The sequence below is a fragment of the Bradyrhizobium murdochi genome (genome assembly GCF_000472965.1).
GTDB classification, from domain to species: Bacteria; Pseudomonadota; Alphaproteobacteria; order Rhizobiales; family Xanthobacteraceae; genus Bradyrhizobium; species Bradyrhizobium murdochi.
Genome location: NZ_AXAU01000001.1, coordinates 1,028,892 through 1,044,963 on the forward strand (window position 1 = coordinate 1,028,892; position 16,072 = coordinate 1,044,963).

Annotated in this window: 14 protein-coding genes; 5 read left to right on the plus strand and 9 right to left on the minus strand. The window is 60.0% G+C overall.

Annotation, left to right across the window (positions count from 1 at the left end; all coding sequences use genetic code 11):
• Positions 1 to 13: 13 nt before the first annotated feature.
• On the plus strand, positions 14 to 352 hold the full coding sequence (locus YUO_RS0105190) for an HNH endonuclease (protein ID WP_028346332.1): 339 nt from the start codon (positions 14 to 16) through the stop codon (positions 350 to 352).
• A gap of 71 nt (positions 353 to 423) precedes the next feature.
• On the opposite strand, the gene YUO_RS0105195 is transcribed toward YUO_RS0105190, so the two are convergent.
• The 8 genes from YUO_RS0105195 to YUO_RS0105235 form a co-directional block, all read right to left on the minus strand.
• Positions 424 to 780, minus strand: coding sequence for a type II toxin-antitoxin system RelE/ParE family toxin (locus tag YUO_RS0105195; protein WP_028346333.1), 357 nt, complete (start codon positions 778 to 780; stop codon positions 424 to 426).
• A 9-nt stretch (positions 781 to 789) separates the two neighbouring features.
• Positions 790 to 1,077, minus strand: a complete 288-nt coding sequence (locus tag YUO_RS0105200; RefSeq protein WP_028346334.1) for a type II toxin-antitoxin system ParD family antitoxin — start codon at positions 1,075 to 1,077, stop codon at positions 790 to 792.
• Between the two features lie 170 nt (positions 1,078 to 1,247).
• The gene (locus YUO_RS0105205) at positions 1,248 to 2,312 is read right to left on the minus strand and encodes a ketopantoate reductase family protein (protein ID WP_028346335.1); all 1,065 of its coding nucleotides are present in this window, start codon (positions 2,310 to 2,312) and stop codon (positions 1,248 to 1,250) included.
• A gap of 545 nt (positions 2,313 to 2,857) precedes the next feature.
• The gene (locus YUO_RS0105215; protein ID WP_198027969.1) at positions 2,858 to 3,781 is read right to left on the minus strand and encodes an adenylate/guanylate cyclase domain-containing protein; all 924 of its coding nucleotides are present in this window, start codon (positions 3,779 to 3,781) and stop codon (positions 2,858 to 2,860) included.
• A 50-nt stretch (positions 3,782 to 3,831) separates the two neighbouring features.
• The gene (locus YUO_RS47015; RefSeq protein WP_028346338.1) at positions 3,832 to 4,974 is read right to left on the minus strand and encodes a PDC sensor domain-containing protein; all 1,143 of its coding nucleotides are present in this window, start codon (positions 4,972 to 4,974) and stop codon (positions 3,832 to 3,834) included.
• 303 nt (positions 4,975 to 5,277) lie between these two features.
• A complete protein-coding gene (locus tag YUO_RS0105225) occupies positions 5,278 to 6,027 on the minus strand; it encodes a carbonic anhydrase family protein (protein ID WP_028346339.1) in 750 nt (249 codons plus the stop codon).
• A gap of 104 nt (positions 6,028 to 6,131) precedes the next feature.
• Positions 6,132 to 7,364, minus strand: a complete 1,233-nt coding sequence (locus tag YUO_RS0105230) for an HlyD family secretion protein (RefSeq protein WP_028346340.1) — start codon at positions 7,362 to 7,364, stop codon at positions 6,132 to 6,134.
• Complete coding sequence (locus tag YUO_RS0105235) at positions 7,357 to 7,812, minus strand: hypothetical protein (RefSeq protein WP_028346341.1); 456 nt, start codon at positions 7,810 to 7,812, stop codon at positions 7,357 to 7,359. The genes YUO_RS0105230 and YUO_RS0105235 overlap by 8 nt, the downstream gene beginning before the upstream one ends.
• Positions 7,813 to 8,255: 443 nt before the next feature.
• Between YUO_RS0105235 and YUO_RS0105245 the strand changes: the two genes are divergently transcribed.
• The 3 genes from YUO_RS0105245 to YUO_RS0105255 all read left to right on the plus strand — a co-directional run bounded on the left by YUO_RS0105245 (position 8,256) and on the right by YUO_RS0105255 (position 10,460).
• Entirely contained in the window at positions 8,256 to 9,572 is a 1,317-nt protein-coding gene (locus tag YUO_RS0105245) for a TadE/TadG family type IV pilus assembly protein (protein WP_083754466.1), read from the plus strand.
• A gap of 112 nt (positions 9,573 to 9,684) precedes the next feature.
• Entirely contained in the window at positions 9,685 to 10,086 is a 402-nt protein-coding gene (locus YUO_RS0105250) for a TadE/TadG family type IV pilus assembly protein (protein ID WP_283806402.1), read from the plus strand.
• Positions 10,083 to 10,460, plus strand: a complete 378-nt coding sequence (locus YUO_RS0105255) for a TadE/TadG family type IV pilus assembly protein (RefSeq protein WP_028346344.1) — start codon at positions 10,083 to 10,085, stop codon at positions 10,458 to 10,460. Before YUO_RS0105250 ends, YUO_RS0105255 begins: the two co-directional genes overlap by 4 nt.
• A 75-nt stretch (positions 10,461 to 10,535) precedes the next feature.
• Here the strand turns inward: YUO_RS0105255 and YUO_RS0105260 are convergent, their stop codons facing one another.
• On the minus strand, positions 10,536 to 11,435 hold the full coding sequence (locus tag YUO_RS0105260; protein WP_028346345.1) for a DMT family transporter: 900 nt from the start codon (positions 11,433 to 11,435) through the stop codon (positions 10,536 to 10,538).
• Between the two features lie 794 nt (positions 11,436 to 12,229).
• Here YUO_RS0105260 and YUO_RS0105265 point away from each other — a divergent pair.
• Positions 12,230 to 15,976, plus strand: a complete 3,747-nt coding sequence (locus YUO_RS0105265) for a vitamin B12-dependent ribonucleotide reductase (protein ID WP_028346346.1) — start codon at positions 12,230 to 12,232, stop codon at positions 15,974 to 15,976.
• Positions 15,977 to 16,072 lie beyond the last annotated feature (96 nt).

A 16,072-nucleotide genomic window follows, 5' to 3' on the forward strand; every position in this document is an offset into this window, starting at 1 on the left:
AGAGCCAAGGCTAATGGCCGACGTGATCTACAAACGCTGCTATTTCGATTGGGGCGGACGATGCGCTTACTGCGACGTTGGACTGCCCCGGCAAAAGACGGGCGGCAAGGTCAAGGCCAGCATCGACCATTTCATCCCGCTCTCCAAGGGAGGCCAGAATGGCAGGAGCAACCGCGTGCTGTCCTGCTACCCCTGCAATCTCGCCAAGGGCGATACCGACCCGCGCGAGACGAATCAATGGCCGCACGTCGAACAGCGCCTCGCCGAGATCGCCGCTTCGCCGCTGATCAGCCACGGCAAGCTCAGACAACTTATTCCCGAATTGGTGAAACAAATCGGCGTAGAGGCATGACCCCGCACCAGAAGGGCCGTTGGTGTTCATCTATGACGGCAAGCCACCAACCTGTTGTTGACGCACCGCGTCTATTCGGCGCTCTCGTCGGGGACAGGTGGGAGATGACGCTGAAGGTCCATTCTGTCATGCAGGATTCGCACGATTTCGATCGTCATTCCTGGTGCCACCCGGTACATCAGGAAGTGACTTCCGCGCCGACCGTGCCGCGCGATGTGGAGCGTGCGAAGACCTGACATAATCTCGCCTCGCGCTTTGGAGCCCGCAACCTCCGGACCGTCGGCAAGTTCGCCAATCGCCTGAACGAGCGTGTCCCGATAGACACGCGATTGCCGCGCACCAAAATTCTCAGTGATCCACTTGACGATGTTCGCAAAATCGACTTCTGCAGCAGCGCCGAGGCGGACACGCCATTTCCGCTCGACCATTGGCGGAATCTATCCGGCGGTCTTGGAGATGACCTTCTCCGAGAGGTCATTCAAATAGTCTCGCAACTCTTCGATGTCTCCGAACTCTTTGAATTCGCCTCGATCCAGTGCACCAACACCGACCCGAGCCGCTGATCGCAGGGCCTTCAGCTTGCTCGCGTCTTCCGCCTCGCGTTGCTCCACGAGCCGCAACCCGTCGCGCAGCACTTCGCTGGCGTTTTGGTAGCGGCCGGACTCGACCAGGGACTCAATGAGGTCAGCTTGTCGCTCCGTCAGCACAACATTTCTGGTGGGCACTGCCATCCTCCCAACTTGCTCGAGCTCCCGCGCTGATGGCATAATATGCCATCACACGTAGTCACCTCAAGCCCCGATATGTACGCGTCCCCGCGGCAGCCAGCGCGGAACACCATCACCCATCTTCATCCGCCGTGACGCGCCATTCCCGAACTGCGATCGCGAGCCGCCTACTGCGCCCCCGATCCCCCCGCCACGATCTTCTCGTTCAGCTTCTGGTCCACGATCTCGACGGTGCGGTCGATCTCGGCGCTGGGCGCGCCGAGCTGGTGCGAGATCAGCTTCACGAGCAGGTCGACGCGCTCGATGAACGGCGCGCCGGCCGCGACCGCACGGGCCGCCGATGACGGCTTGAGCAGGCTCTCGGCCGCCTTGGCATACTTCCCGAACGGCACCTGGTCCTGCGGATCGGCGCCGAGGCGCCGGGCGATGCCATCGACATGATCGTAGATCGACTGCGACAGCTTGAGATCGCCGTGCACGGCGTCGCGGATCGACTGCGGATCGTTCGGCGTGATGCAGCGGTAATTTCCGGTCAAGAGCATCGACCATTTGGCGAGCGGCACGAACAGCGAGTCGAACACTTTCAGCTTCACCGGAACGTCGTGGCCATCCAGCGTCACCGCATCGATACCAGCTTCCAGCTCGCGAAGCAGCTTGTTGTGCTTCTCGTCGGCAAAGGCGGCAGCCTTGAAGTTGGTGGGCAGGCCGACATGCAGCACGTTTGCTGCCTCTTCCGGCGGCCGGAAGGCCTGCGGATCGGGCGAGCACAGCGTCACCAGTCCGGGCTGGAAGCGTTCCCACACCTGCGCGTTGGTGTAGGCCTCCTCGAGGTCCATGTCCGCCAGCGCCGGAATGCGCTTGAGATAGGGTAGCGGCGGCATGTTCATGATCGACAGACAAGGCAGCTTCGCCTCGGCGATCTTGATCATCAGAACGCGGATCGTGTGGTTGGTATATTGCGGCTCCTGCATCGCAAGACCGACCAGGTCATAGCGGGAGAGGTCAACCTCGGCAGGCGTCGTCGCATCCAGTCTGCCCGGCAGGTCGCGCGAAAAGATCGCGCGGTGCACCGCCTCGTCGCGCAGCTTGATGCGAACTTCGGTGCCGTCGCGGTTGATGAGCTCTGCCGTCTTCTTCCGGCACACCAGGGTCACGTTGTGACCCGCCATCAAAAGCTTCGTCGCCAGCAAGGAGCCATACGAGGCCCCGAGGATCAAAATGTTGCGCGCCATTCTCTCTCTTTCACAGATAAAACCAGGCCCCCATAGGTCTGGCACCCATTATACCAGAACTATCTCAGCAGGAGGCGTACTGCAAACTGGGAGATATTACAATCAGATAGCGGCTCTCAATTTTACCGTCCGGCTACGCCGTCGGTTTGCCAATGATGCTGTAGGTTAGATTGGAACGCCGATAGAAGAATCGACTTCGTGAAAAATGGAGCGCGCAATGAGGACGATCATCCTTGTTCTTTTGTCTCTCGCGATTTCATGTGAAGTGTCTCTTGCGCAGCAATTAAATCGGTTCTGTATCGGAGAACGACGTTGCCCGATCGGCAGCCACACGCTGTACCCATGTGGGTCGGATGCCGACACTATTGCTGAGGAGCTCTGCACGGTTCGGCTGGGAGGCGGCCAGACAAAAGTGCTCCCGCATCAGCTCCGGAAGGATGGCATGAAAGCCGGCAAACGGTGCGGATACGCTTGGTACAGCGTGAGTTGTATGAAGAATTAGCCAGGTCAGGCATACGCCCAAGCTGCTGATTTTCCTTCTCAGATCATGGCGCCGTAGTCGTCGCACCATCTTCTGCCGCCACAGCGCCCGGCAAACATGTAGCGAGCATTGATTTCGCAACGCCGTCATCTGGAAACCGCTCAAGGATTTCGCGGTAGCGACGCGCAGCGCCTTGAAGGTCTCCGGCTTCAAAACGCTTTGAAGCGAGCCAAGTCATTTCACTCAATACTTGATCATCGCGCCGGACTTCGAGTTCCGGATCGCGGCTGTTTGCAAATCCGAGCAACTCGTAAATCATGAAATCCTGTTTCCGCCCTTTAACCCGAACACGACGCAAGGGCCTTGCTACGACTGCGGATGCGACAGCGCCAAATACGCTATCGCTGATACAAATCCTGGTGCCGAATGCCTTGTTCGTTCCTTCAAGGCGCGCCGCAGCGTTCACGCCATCCCCAATTGCAGTATAACTGAATCGGTTCGTCGCGCCGACGTTACCAACCAATACCTCGGCGCTGTTAAGCCCGATTCGGATTTCAAAGGTTGGCCTGCCTTCCGCGCGCCATGCCTCGTTGATCCGCTCCATTCGCCGCGCAGCCCGCACGGCTCCTGCGCAAGCGCGCAGCGCGTGATCCGACAGGGCGATCGGTGCGCCCCAGAACGCCATGATGCCATCGCCAATGAACTTGTCGACCGTCCCCTGTTCGTCTGAAATCGCGCCTGAGACCTGCTCAAAATACACCGACATCTGGTCGAGCAGCGTATCCGGCGGCAACTGCTCTGCGTGCGTCGAAAAATTCTCCAGGTCGGCAAATAAAATCGTCAAGGACCGCCGTTCCACGCCAAGGGCCAGCGGAATGCCGGACTTGATCAGGCCACGAACCACATCGACCGGTGCGAACGAGCAGAAGGATTGGAGCGAGTTGCGGAGAAGCGAGGTCGCAGACTGAAGCTGGGCAATTTCGCGCACTCTGGACGGACGGATCGCCGGCTGATCGAAGGATAGAGTCTCGACAAATTTCAGGTCCCTCGAGATACTTTCGATCGGATGCGACAAGCCCGTGACAGAAAGTAGATCAGCAAAAGCTCTGCCACCGAAAGCGCGACAATTATAACAACGATCTCCTGGTTCGTGGCCTTGAGCTCGCCGATGAAGTCGTCCGTCGGGGTGAGGATGATCGCCTGCCACGGACGTCCGAAGCTTTCCGGAAACCGGGCAAACGATGCGCTCAACTCCTGTCCGTCCCGGGGGGATCGAAACACGAACTCGTTCTCATTTGATTGCGTTCGCAATCGATACGCCTCGCGTGCGTCTTCATCGTTAATATTGGCCAGCCGCGCCACTTCGAGGCGGCCGTCCACCATCCGAACGCTCTTTTGCTGCTCTGAGGCCGCTATGATCTCGCCGTCCGTCAGGTCCGCAATGATTGTCCTGCTGTGCGGACTGACCCGGTGCGTAGCCAGAAATCTCGACAAGATACCGAGTGTGATGGTGGCGCCAGCACAGCCTATGAAAGCGCCGCTGTGGTAGACTGGCACTCTGAGATTGATGATCGGATAGCCGGTATCGACATTAACCTGCGGCTTTGTGACAGCCAGAGTTCCCGCGTGCTTCGCTTCCGGATAGCCGGACGTCGTTCGGTAGTCGGTCGTTGTCACAACGTCGTACTCGCCGACGACATGTCCCCAGGTATCGAAGAATGTCCGATGTCGGCGACGGTTCTCGCTCAGCGAGAAATCATCGATGAAGTTTACATGCCAGTTCGCGTTCGGCGGTATCTTGGAATCGGAGCGCCTGCGGTCATCATCAATCCTTGTCACTGCTCGATGATACCCGTCTTCGAAGCTTACAACGGCAGCGTCGATCTCTTCGGCCGTGGTCAATGCTCGAAATAGGATTTCGTGACTCCGCTCGGTTCGGAAGAAGCCGGGATCGGCCGCCGCCACTTCTGCGAGCAGGCCGACAGTCCCCGCCACGCCCCGTATCATGGCTTCCACATTTTCGATGCTGATCTGGCGCGTCTTAGCGACTTCTGCGTGCAAAGTAGCAATGATAGTTTGGGAGTTTCGGTGGTAATTGTAGACCAGGATAAAAATCAGGATAGGAATACTGAGGCAGACGAAGAAGCCCGCCATGATCGCACTGAGCTTTGGCTTTTTCATCACTCGTGCGAACTGAGCCCCAGCTCGCTGCGACAGCAAGCCGCCGATCGACTTTAGCCGTGCTCCAGACGACGCTCGCATCGTGATGCACCCCGCGAGTGATGACGAGCCTGATCACCACATGATAGCCGAAACGAGGTGTCTATCCAAGACGGTCGCTAAGCTGGTGAGTTTCTCCCAATGCTATGCCTAACCCTCGGGCTCCATTGTGAAGCAGAATAGCGCAACAACGACGTTATGAGCACGTCGCGACGCACCATCAGCGAAAGATCAGCATACCTCAGGACTTGCGACAACGGCGCTTCAGTCAAAGAACTCCGCCGCACCTGTCTCCAGATTGTACATTGCGCCGGCGATCTTGATTTCACCCTTCGCTTCCAGCTCGGCAAGTACGGGGCTGTCCTTCCGGATGCCCGCAACGGTCATTTCTACGTTCTTTCTAGCGACTGCATCGACGAAGGCGTAGTTCTTTGCCAGGCGCTCGCCGGTATAGGTCGTCTCCTCCACTGCCGGTTTGATCTTGGTCAGCAAGCCCGTCAAATTTCCCAATTCGGCATTATCAATGGCGCCCTTGATGGCGCCGCATGCGGTGTGGCCCATTACGAGTACGACCTTTGCCCCCGCCAATTTGCAGGCGAATTCCATGCTGCCCAGGATGTCCGCGTTTCTGACGTTACCCGCAACCCGGCAATTGAAAATGTCGCCAAGTCCAAGATCCATGATCACCTCGGCAGGCGCGCGCGAATCTATACACGTCAGCAAGACGGCCGCGGGGTATTGACCTTTTGCACTTGCTTTCTGTTCGCGAAGGTAATTGCGCTCCTTTCTTATCCCCATGCGAAAACGCTTATTACCGTTCTTCATTGCCTGGATGATTTGCTCCGGCGTCAGCTTGTCGCGCAGCTCCTTGGTAAGGGCGTCTGCACGTGCCCGATCTGCAAGAAAGACGCTGCCACCGCTAATGCCGACTGCAGCAGCTCCGGTAGCTAGCTTGAGAAAACCACGGCGACCCAGGCAATCGCAGCCAAGAGGATGTCCAAGCGTCTGGCGCATGTGCGATCTCCCTTCCTACAATTGCATCTCCAACGCGGCCACAATCGCTAGGTTTGGCCGGTGAAGGCCAGCGGGATCACAAAAAAGCGTTTCAAACGAGCAACTCAGTGTCCGCTCAGCACAAGTGTCTTGATCGGAAGCAGCAGGGCCTGGATGCGCAACAGCATCGCGTGCACGATGCCGACGGTGTCAACGGCATGCAACGCAAGCCGCTTGAAAAAGCCAGTCTCGTTCGAGGCAATCCGTTCGTGGTTACTGGTATAGGCGTTGACGATGCAACTGCTTCCCGGTGTCACGCCGCTAAGGCCGCCTTTATAGATCGGCTCCAGATAGGTGAGAATGGTGCCTGGACGCATCACCTGCTGCGCGTCGAGCAACTGCTCGCCAGCGCGGACCTGGCCTGCTGCGATGTAATCCTGCACACCGGTCACCACCATCGGAATGACAGTCCAGGGCTTCGAGATGCATGTGGCCTCAGCGACCATTCCAACCTTCATGACCTGCGCCTCGATCTGTCCAAAGCCCGCAAAAAGCGCGCGTTGTCCTGCCCCCTCCGGAATGAGAACGCCAGCCGAGCGCATCATAGGATTGACGACATCGCCCACACGCAGCGTGAACTGCTCTACCCGGCCGGCGACACCGGCTCGAATGTATGATTTGTCCAGATCCACCTGCGCATCGGCCAACGCCGCCTCCGCGCTTGCCTTCTCCGCGGGCAGAAGCGCGCTCACGCGAGTCATTGCTGATTGTTTCGAAGCTGTCGCGGAATCAAGGCTCCCTTGCCGACCCGCAAGCAGCACCTCGAGCTTTTCGATGTCACGCTGCGGGACGATGCCGGGATTGCGCCTCTGAAGTTCGCGTTTGGTGTCCAGCTCATCCGAAGCTTGCTGATAGGCGCCCTTGGCCTCCTGAATCTGTCCTTCGGCCTTGAGGATGTCGGCCTGCGCCACGAGCAAAGCGGCCTCGACTTCGGCGATCTTGCGCCGGGCCGCTTCGATTGCTGCTTCCTGCTTTGACGTGTCCAGCTTGAAGATCACATCACCCTGTTGGACGGGAGCGCTGAAATCAGCGCGAACTTCTGCGACCCGCCCAATTCTCTCAGGAACGATCGGAATGGTCCTGTAGAACAGCGTCGCCGTGTTGGTCGACGGATGAAAATAGAAGATGACCGTAATCAGGCCGACCGTCAGCATGAGGCAGGTGACGATGCCCCACCTCAGCTCAAACCATACTGAATAGAAGGTGATCTCCCGGCCGAGACGCTTCCCTTGCCAGTAGCGACGATAGAGGTAATCCGGAAAGATCGTGACCAGGGAGCAGAGCAGCAGTTCAAGCATGGCTGCGCACTCCCCTGACGCCGGCTTTTGTCGCATCCGGTCCCTCGGGGCGAGCGGCGTGGGCCGGGCCTTCTTCGGCTACCTCAGCCGCTTCGTTTCCCGGCGGAACGCCGGCCATCTTCTCGACCGACCCCGCGATGCTGCGCAGCGGCGTGCTGAAATCAGGTAAATCGATCATAGCGAGCAACAGCCCGATTACCCAAAACAGGTGGATGTGGGTAAAGAGCGCCAACAAACCCAACACAGCCACGATCTCGAATTGCAGCTTCTGCGATTTGTGCGCCATCCGCTCCGGCAAAGAGTGCAAACGCAGATAAAGATTACCGACCAGCAGAACGACACCGAGCAGAACGATGCCGACCACCACCATGAGGATATCGGTGCTGTCAGGAGCGGTGATGAAGCCCGGCAGGTGATGCGGGGCGTTTGGATGAAGTAACTCGCTCACGGCATACTCCATTCCAAAATGCAGACTGTTGTACTGATCCGAAGCCAGACACTCAGCTTCGCCGAGCAGTTGTATCTTTGCACAAAACTGAAACTTGGCAAGCTCGGGCTGGGGGCTCAGATAAGCAACACGCCGCTAGCTTTGCGGAGCCATCAGGCCGGCGGGCGGCACCGGCAGCTTTTTCGCCAGCACCGTGCCGAGCGCAAAGCCGAACGCGCCGCGCAGCGCCATCACCATGCCCGGCAGCTTTTTTCATCTTACAATCTTATTGATACTCAACCGCGGGCTTGCACCGGGAGCTTGCAAAGTCTTGGGCCAAACGCTGTTTTGCAGAGCAAATGCCTGCAAGTGATTACAAATTTCCCATCCTCGTTGAGACGTTCTTAAGCCGACTTGCATGAACCTCTATCGGGAAAAGTATGCAATTGCGCGCAGGAGAGGTCATGAGCCTGGGAAAGATCTGCAGCCGCGTTGGCCGAATTTCACACCAATCGTCGCAGGATCAAGTTGGTCGGCGCCCGAACCGGATCCATCTATTTCGTCACTTCATTCGTGATGAATCGGGCAGCTATGTGATCCTCTCTGCGATGATGATGCCCGTTTTGGTTGGTGCCGCCAGTCTTGGCACCGAGGTCGGATGGTGGCTCTACAAGCACAAGAACATGCAGAGCGCGGCAGATTCTGGCGCGGTGAGCGCAGCGACCGCTGGCAGCAACCTGATGGCTGAAGCCAATGCGGTCACCGCTACCTATGGCTACGCAAATGCAGTGAACAACGTAACCATAACCGTCAACCAGCCACCGAAGACGGGCAACTTTACTTCGAACGCCCAGGCAGTCGAAGTCGTCGTCAGCCAGCCGCAGCCACGGCTCTTGTCCTCGCTATTCGGATCCGACCCCGTGCTCATCACGGCGCGCGCGGTGGCGCTGCCAAATGCCGGAACGGGCTGCGTGTTAGCCCTCAACTCGACCGCCAGCCCCGCTGTGAACGTGAGCGGCAGCAACAAGCTCAATTTGGTCAACTGCAATCTCTACAGCAACTCAAGCGCCAGTCCATCGCTGAACGTCAGCGGCAGCGCCACAGTTTCTGCCAATCAGGTCGGCGTTGTCGGCGACGTCTCGGGGGCGGGCAACATCACGGCAACCAATGGCATCCGCACTCACGTGAAGCCGACCGCTGATCCCTATGCGGACGTATCTCCTCCCTTCAAGCCGAGTTGCACCAGCGCCAAGATCACCGTGAACGCCAATAACAAGACCAACTCCCTCAGCCCGGGTTGTTATAGCGGCGATATCACCGTTAATGCAGGAGCGACGCTAAACCTGGAGCCTGGAATTTACTATCTGGACGGAGCGAACCTGAGCGTGGCGGGCAATGCCACGATCACAGGTACCGGCGTGACCCTGGTCTTTACCGGTTCGGGCAGCAGCTGGGGCACAGCTTCGATTGGCAGCAATGCGATCGTTAATCTGACGGCGCCAACCTCAGGAACGATGCAAGGCATTGTCCTGTATGGCGACCGTAAAATGACCGCGGGTACGGCGTTCAATCTGACGGGCGGCGGCACGCAGAATTTCGGTGGCGCCATTTACCTGCCAAGGGCGAACCTAAGCTTCAGCGGCGGAAGTGGCACGACCACCTCCTGCACAAAAATCATCGCAGATACTGTCACCTTCACCGGCACGTCAAATGTTCAGGTCAATTGCTCCGCGCTTGGCACCGCGACCATCGGCACGCTGACCGCGCAACTGGTTCAATGAGGTTGCCCACATGAGCGCTCGAAACTTGTCATGCGACGCCCAATTCCGACGATTTGGCTCACTTCATCGCCTTTTTCGGAACGTCCTGCGCGATACAGGCGGCGCCGCGGCGATCGAATTCGCAATCATGATCCCGCTATTCTCCCTGATGGTGATCTCCGTGACCGATATCGGTCTCGCGGTCTACCGCAAGATGCAAGTCGAGAATGCCGCGCAGGCTGGGACTCAGTACGCCATTGTGCGTGGCTTTAATAAGACCGCCATCTCCAACGCCGTGATCAGCGCCACGAATTCCTCCGCGGTCTCTGCATCACCTGAGCCGGTTCAGTTTTGCGGCTGCCCGACGGGCACGGGGATCAACACCGTGAGCTGCGGTACAGTCTGCCCGGGCGGCGCAGTGGCCGGAACATATGCCAAAGTTTCGGCGCGGGCGACGTACTATACGCTCATCGATTATCAGCTCGTCGCCAACACCTATAGTTTCAACGCAGAGTCCACAGCGAGGCTGCAGTGAAGCTCACAAGGCTATGGCGCGACAATCGCGGAGCTTCAGCGCTCGAATTCGGTTTGACCGCTCCGGTTTTCTTCCTGTTCATATTTGGAGTAATCGAGCTTGGGCTGCTATTGTGGACCCAGATCGGCCTGCAACATGGGGCCGAAATGGCAGCGCGCTGTGCAACCGTCGATTCCACGCTTTGCAGCAATCCAGACGCTATTACCAGCTACGCTGCCCAGCAGACGTTCGGCCTCGTTCTCCCTTCACAGACGTTCACCTACTCCACGCCGGATTGTGGCAATCAGGTAAGTGCAAGCTATTCGTTTCAGTTTCCGGCAATTCTCAATCTCTCTCCCTTAACGCTGACCGCGCAAGCTTGCTTTCCAAGTTAGGAGCTTGCGCGGCCCGGGTCGAGCGCGGATAGGTCCACTATGATGCAGCCTAGCTGACGCAAGGAGTAATTGCTTCTAAGACCTTGTCGCCAGCACCACGCCCGCCAGCGTGAACAACAGAGCTGCGATCTGGATCAGCCCGAGCGGCTCGCCGAGTGCGATGGCCGAGGCGACGACGCCGATCACGGGCACCGCCATGGTGCCGATCGCGGCGACTGATGCCGGCAGGCGGGCGAGCGCGGCGAACCAGCTCACATAGGCGATGCAGAACTGGATCACGGTGGAATAGATCAGGAGCCACCAGCCGAGCTGTGTCACATCATCGATATGCGTGGTCTCGACGGCGAGGCCGATGATGACGATCGGAAAACATCCCAGCCCGATCTGCCAGGCCGCGGCCGGGATCGGCGGCAGCGGCACCGGCAACTTCTTCGCCAGCACCGTGCCGAGCGCAAAGCCGAACGCGCCGCCAAGCGCCATCACCATGCCCGGCAGCTTTGCAGCGGTCGCGCTGAAGCCGTTGCCGCCCATGATGGCGGCAAGCCCAGCGAACGCCATCACCAGCGCCACCGTGCGCAGAATAGTCGGCCGCTCGCCGAGCACCGGCCAGGCCAAGAGCGAGGCCCACACCGGCATGGTGTAGGCGATCAGCGCCGCTTCGCTGGCCGGCAGCCACAACAACGCTAGCCCCATCAGCACCATCCATCCCGTGACGTTGAGCAGCGCCGAGAGCATCAGCCGCGGCCACAAATGCCGCTCGACCTTGAGGCTTTGCGAGCGCGCCAGCGCCAGCACGGCCAGGAGCGCCGCGCCGATCACCCCGGTCGAGCCCCGCAGCGTCAGCGGCGGCAACTCGCTCAACAGATACTTCGTGACAGGCCAGTTAAAGCCCCAGCCCACCGAGGTGATGGCGAGGAACATCAGGCCTGCGGGCGCGATCCGCATCGGCGCGCTGGTCGGTTTTGATTCTGTCATGGAGCCCGGCAGGGACGGAAAAAACGGTGGAATCGGCCGCACCTTGCCGCTTATCGGCGGGCGCGACCACGGGCTCGCGGGCATGCCAGCCCTCCCCGTTCCGTAGCGTTACGTGAGTCTTTCGAACGCAATCCCGAAGGGAGAAAAAATACCTGCCCTGTGAACAGCGGGACGAAGCCCGTTTCCACATGCGAGGAACAAATTTTTGGGTTGGGAATCCCTGAGGACTCACCGATACTTGGCACCATCACAGGCGCGGGAACACCCCTGTTATCCCTCACTTTCCACCATATTTAGTATTTGATTCAGGAACTCGTACTACTCCTTGACGGGCGCAACGGGTTTGGCCTAGCCTTATTGCTGGACGGCGCGAGTTAAGTTCTGGGTCCCGCCGATCGCTCCCAAATGGGTTCCGAACGAACACTCCGTCAGCCGGTTAAGGCACGGATCGAGGGCTTGTCTGCCCAAAATTCGGGGGCGATCCGGGCCTTAAAAAACGAGCCGAATGGCTCAAGGCGACGAGTTGCGGCGTTGAGTTGGAGCATGGTCCGGAAAAGTGGGTACCGGTTTTCCGAACAGACCATGCTCAAACCGAAGGAAGGGGTTGGGCTCGCCGAGAAGGCGGGACGAGCCCTTGGGGTGGCGAAGACAGAAACAGGGCCGGGTCCACCGGTAGAGCTTGCGGATCTCAAGGGCCAAGGTTGTCTTCAACCTTGGTCCCGAAGGTTCGCTCACTGAAACATCCGGCAACCGCAGGAAATGCGGACCGGGCAAGAAGACGGGGCACGACAACTATGCGAATCGAACGGCGCAACACCACTTCCGGCCAGTCACCCTATGCAGGGATTGATTTCAGGCTGACGACATCGGAGATCCGCAACCCCGACGGTTCGGTCGTGTTTCGGCTTGAGAATGTCGAAGTGCCCCAGTTCTGGTCGCAGGTCGCCTCCGACGTGCTGGCGCAGAAATACTTCCGTAAAGCCGGCGTTGCCGCGCGCCTGAAGAAGGTCGAGGAAGAGACCGTCCCATCGTGGCTGTGGCGCTCGGTGCCCGACACCGAGGCCCTCGCCCTGCTCCCTGAAAGCGAGCGCTATGTCGGCGAGACCAGCGCAAAACAGGTGTTCGATCGCCTCGCCGGCTGCTGGACCTATTGGGGCTGGAAGGGCGGCTACTTCTCCAGCGATGAAGACGCGCAGGCGTTTTACGACGAGCTGCGCTACCAGCTCGCCAAGCAGATGGTCGCGCCGAACTCGCCGCAATGGTTCAACACCGGGCTGCACTGGGCCTATGGCATCGATGGCCCCGGCCAGGGCCACTATTACGTCGACTGGAAGACCGGCAAGCTGACGAAATCGAAGTCGGCCTACGAGCATCCGCAGCCGCACGCCTGCTTCATCCAGGGCATCGAGGACGACCTCGTCAACGAGGGCGGCATCATGGACCTCTGGGTGCGCGAGGCGCGCCTGTTCAAATACGGCTCCGGCACCGGCTCGAACTTCTCCCGCCTGCGCGGCGAAGGCGAGCGCCTGTCCGGCGGCGGCCGCTCGTCCGGCTTGATGTCTTTCCTCAAGATCGGCGACCGCGCAGCGGGAGCCATCAAGAGCGGCGGCACCACGCGCCGCGCGGCCAAGATGGTCGTGGTCGACGTCGATCACCCCGACATCGAGACCTATATCGACTGGAAAGTGAAGGAGGAGCAGAAGGTTGCAGCCCTCGTCACCGGCTCCAAGATCAACCAGAAGCACCTCAAGGCCGTGCTGAAGGCCTGCGTGAACTGCGAAGGCAGTGGCGACGACTGCTTCGACCCCGAGAAGAACCCTGCCCTTCGCCGCGAAATCAAGCTGGCGCGCCGCGCGCTGGTGCCCGACAATTACATCAAGCGGGTGATTCAGTTCGCCAAGCAGGGCTACAAGGACATCGATTTCCCGATCTACGACACCGACTGGGATTCGGAAGCCTACCTGACCGTCTCCGGCCAGAACTCCAACAACTCGGTCTCGCTGAAGGACGATTTCCTCCGCGCCGTCGAAACCGATGGCGAGTGGAATCTGATCGGCCGCACCAACAAGAAGATTACCAAGACTCTCAAGGCCCGCGAGCTCTGGGAGAAGATCGGCCACGCTGCCTGGGCCTCGGCCGATCCCGGCCTGCACTTCAACACCACCATGAACGACTGGCACACCTGCAAGGCGTCTGGCGACATCCGCGCGTCGAACCCGTGCTCGGAATACATGTTCCTGGACGACACGGCGTGTAACCTCGCCTCCGCCAATCTGCTGACGTTCTATTCGACCACCACCAAGCGGTTCGACGTCGAGGCCTACGAGCACCTGTGCCGGCTCTGGACCATCGTGCTCGAAATCTCCGTGATGATGGCGCAATTCCCTTCGAAGGCGATCGCCGAACTCTCCTACGAGTTCCGCACGCTGGGCCTGGGCTTTGCCAACATCGGCGGCCTCCTGATGACCATGGGCCTGCCCTATGACTCGAAGGAAGGCCGTTCGCTGTGCGGCGCGCTGACCGCTGTGATGACCGGCATCGCCTACAAGACCTCGGCCGAGATGGCGGCCGAGCTCGGCACCTTCCCCGGCTACAAGAAGAACGCCCAGCACATGCTGCGCGTGATCCGCAACCACCGCCGCGCCGCGCACGGCCACGCCTCGGGCTATGAGGCGCTCTCGGTCAACCCGGTGCCGCTCGACCACGCCTCCTGCCCGCAAGGCGACGTGATCGCGCATGCGACGAAAGCCTGGGACGACGCCCTGGCGCTCGGCGAAGCCAACGGCTTCCGCAATGCGCAGACGACGGTTGTGGCGCCGACCGGCACCATCGGCCTCGTGATGGATTGCGACACCACCGGCATCGAGCCTGACTTTGCGCTGGTGAAGTTCAAGAAGCTCGCCGGCGGCGGCTACTGGAAGATCATCAACCAGGCCGTGCCCGAAGCGCTGCGGGCGCTCGGCTACAGCGAAGCGCATATCGCGGAGATCGAGGCCTACGCCGTCGGCCACGGCTCGCTCTCCAACGCGCCCGGCATCAACGCCACCACGCTGAAGGCAAAAGGCTTCACCGACGAAGCGCTGGCCAAGGTGGAAAAGGCGTTGCCGACCGCCTTCGACATCAAGTTCGCCTTCAACAAGTGGACCTTTGGCGAAGACTTCCTGCGCGACACGCTGAACCTTGCGCCGGAAGCGATCGCCGCCCCCGGCTTCGACCTGCTCGCCGCGCTCGGCTTCACCAAGCGCGAGATCGAGGCTGCGAATGTGCACATCTGCGGCGCGATGACGGTGGAGGGAGCTCCCCACCTCAAGGCAGAACATTACGCGGTGTTCGACTGCGCCAACCCCTGCGGCAAGATCGGCAAGCGCTACCTCTCGGTCGAGAGCCACATCCGCATGATGGCGGCGTCGCAGCCGTTCATCTCGGGTGCGATCTCCAAGACGATCAACATGCCGAACGACGCCACGGTGGAGGACTGCAAGGCGGCGTATCTCTTGTCCTGGAAGCTCGCGCTGAAGGCTAACGCGCTCTACCGCGACGGCTCAAAACTCTCCCAGCCCTTGAACTCGCAGCTCATCGCCGACGATGACGACGAGGACGATGCGGTGGAGGCGCTCTACGAGAAGCCGATGGCGGCGCGCACCGCGCAGGTCTCGGAAAAGATCGTCGAGAAGCTGGTCGAGCGCATCGTCGTGATGCGCGAGCGCGAGAAGATGCCGGATCGCCGCAAGGGTTACACCCAGAAGGCGGTGGTCGGCGGCCACAAGGTGTACTTGCGCACCGGCGAATATGACGACGGCCGTCTCGGCGAGATCTTCATCGACATGCACAAGGAAGGCGCGGCGCTTCGCTCCTTCATCAACAACTTTGCGATCGCCGTCTCGCTCGGCCTGCAATACGGCGTGCCGCTGGAGGAATATGTCGACGCCTTCACCTTCACCCGCTTCGAGCCGGCCGGCCCGGTGCAGGGCAACGACTCCATCAAGTATGCGACCTCGATCCTCGACTATGTGTTCCGCGAGCTCGCGGTCAGCTACATGTCGCGCTTCGACCTCGCCCATGTCGATCCGACCGAGTCGAATTTCGACGCGCTCGGCAAGGGCGTCGAGGAAGGCAAGGAGCCGTCCGACCAGGGCCAGCAGGCCACCAAATATCTGTCGAAGGGCCTGACTCGCTCGCGCACGGACAACCTCGTCGTCATGCGCGGCGGCGATACGGACGCCCGCGGGTCCCACAACGTCACCGCAATCGGCGGCCACGGCCCCAGCGCCCGCGCCTCCGATGCGCACGAAGGCGCGGTGGCCTTAAGGCAGGAATCCCAGCACGACCTGTCGCCGACAGAAAAGCTGGGAGCCCTGCAATGGAGCAAGGCCGGCAGCGCTGCGGTAGCGGTCGCGCCGAGCAAGGCCGAACGCCGGGCAGAAGCCAAGGCCAAGGGCTACGAAGGCGAGATGTGCTCGGAGTGCGGCAACTTTACCTTGGTGCGGAATGGGACGTGTATGAAGTGCGATACGTGTGGCAGCACGACGGGGTGTAGCTGATAGTCGGCTGCCGCCGCCATTGAAGATGACCCTCGTCCCTGTGCCTTTTAATCATGGGGACGAGGGTTAGAGTCCCTCCAATTCGCGATCCACCAA

Excerpts from the sequence above, each read along its gene's own strand:
- YUO_RS0105230 (WP_028346340.1), bottom strand. The coding sequence starts at position 7,364 with ATGCTTGAACTGCTGCTCTGCTCCCTGGTCACGATCTTTCCGGATTAC.
- YUO_RS0105190 (WP_028346332.1), top strand. The coding sequence starts at position 14 with ATGGCCGACGTGATCTACAAACGCTGCTATTTCGATTGGGGCGGACGA.
- YUO_RS47015 (WP_028346338.1), bottom strand. The coding sequence starts at position 4,974 with ATGAAAAAGCCAAAGCTCAGTGCGATCATGGCGGGCTTCTTCGTCTGC.
- YUO_RS0105195 (WP_028346333.1), bottom strand. The coding sequence starts at position 780 with ATGGTCGAGCGGAAATGGCGTGTCCGCCTCGGCGCTGCTGCAGAAGTC.
- YUO_RS0105265 (WP_028346346.1), top strand. The coding sequence starts at position 12,230 with ATGCGAATCGAACGGCGCAACACCACTTCCGGCCAGTCACCCTATGCA.
- YUO_RS0105245 (WP_083754466.1), top strand. The coding sequence starts at position 8,256 with ATGAGCCTGGGAAAGATCTGCAGCCGCGTTGGCCGAATTTCACACCAA.
- YUO_RS0105205 (WP_028346335.1), bottom strand. The coding sequence starts at position 2,312 with ATGGCGCGCAACATTTTGATCCTCGGGGCCTCGTATGGCTCCTTGCTG.
- YUO_RS0105225 (WP_028346339.1), bottom strand. The coding sequence starts at position 6,027 with ATGCGCCAGACGCTTGGACATCCTCTTGGCTGCGATTGCCTGGGTCGC.
- YUO_RS0105260 (WP_028346345.1), bottom strand. The coding sequence starts at position 11,435 with ATGACAGAATCAAAACCGACCAGCGCGCCGATGCGGATCGCGCCCGCA.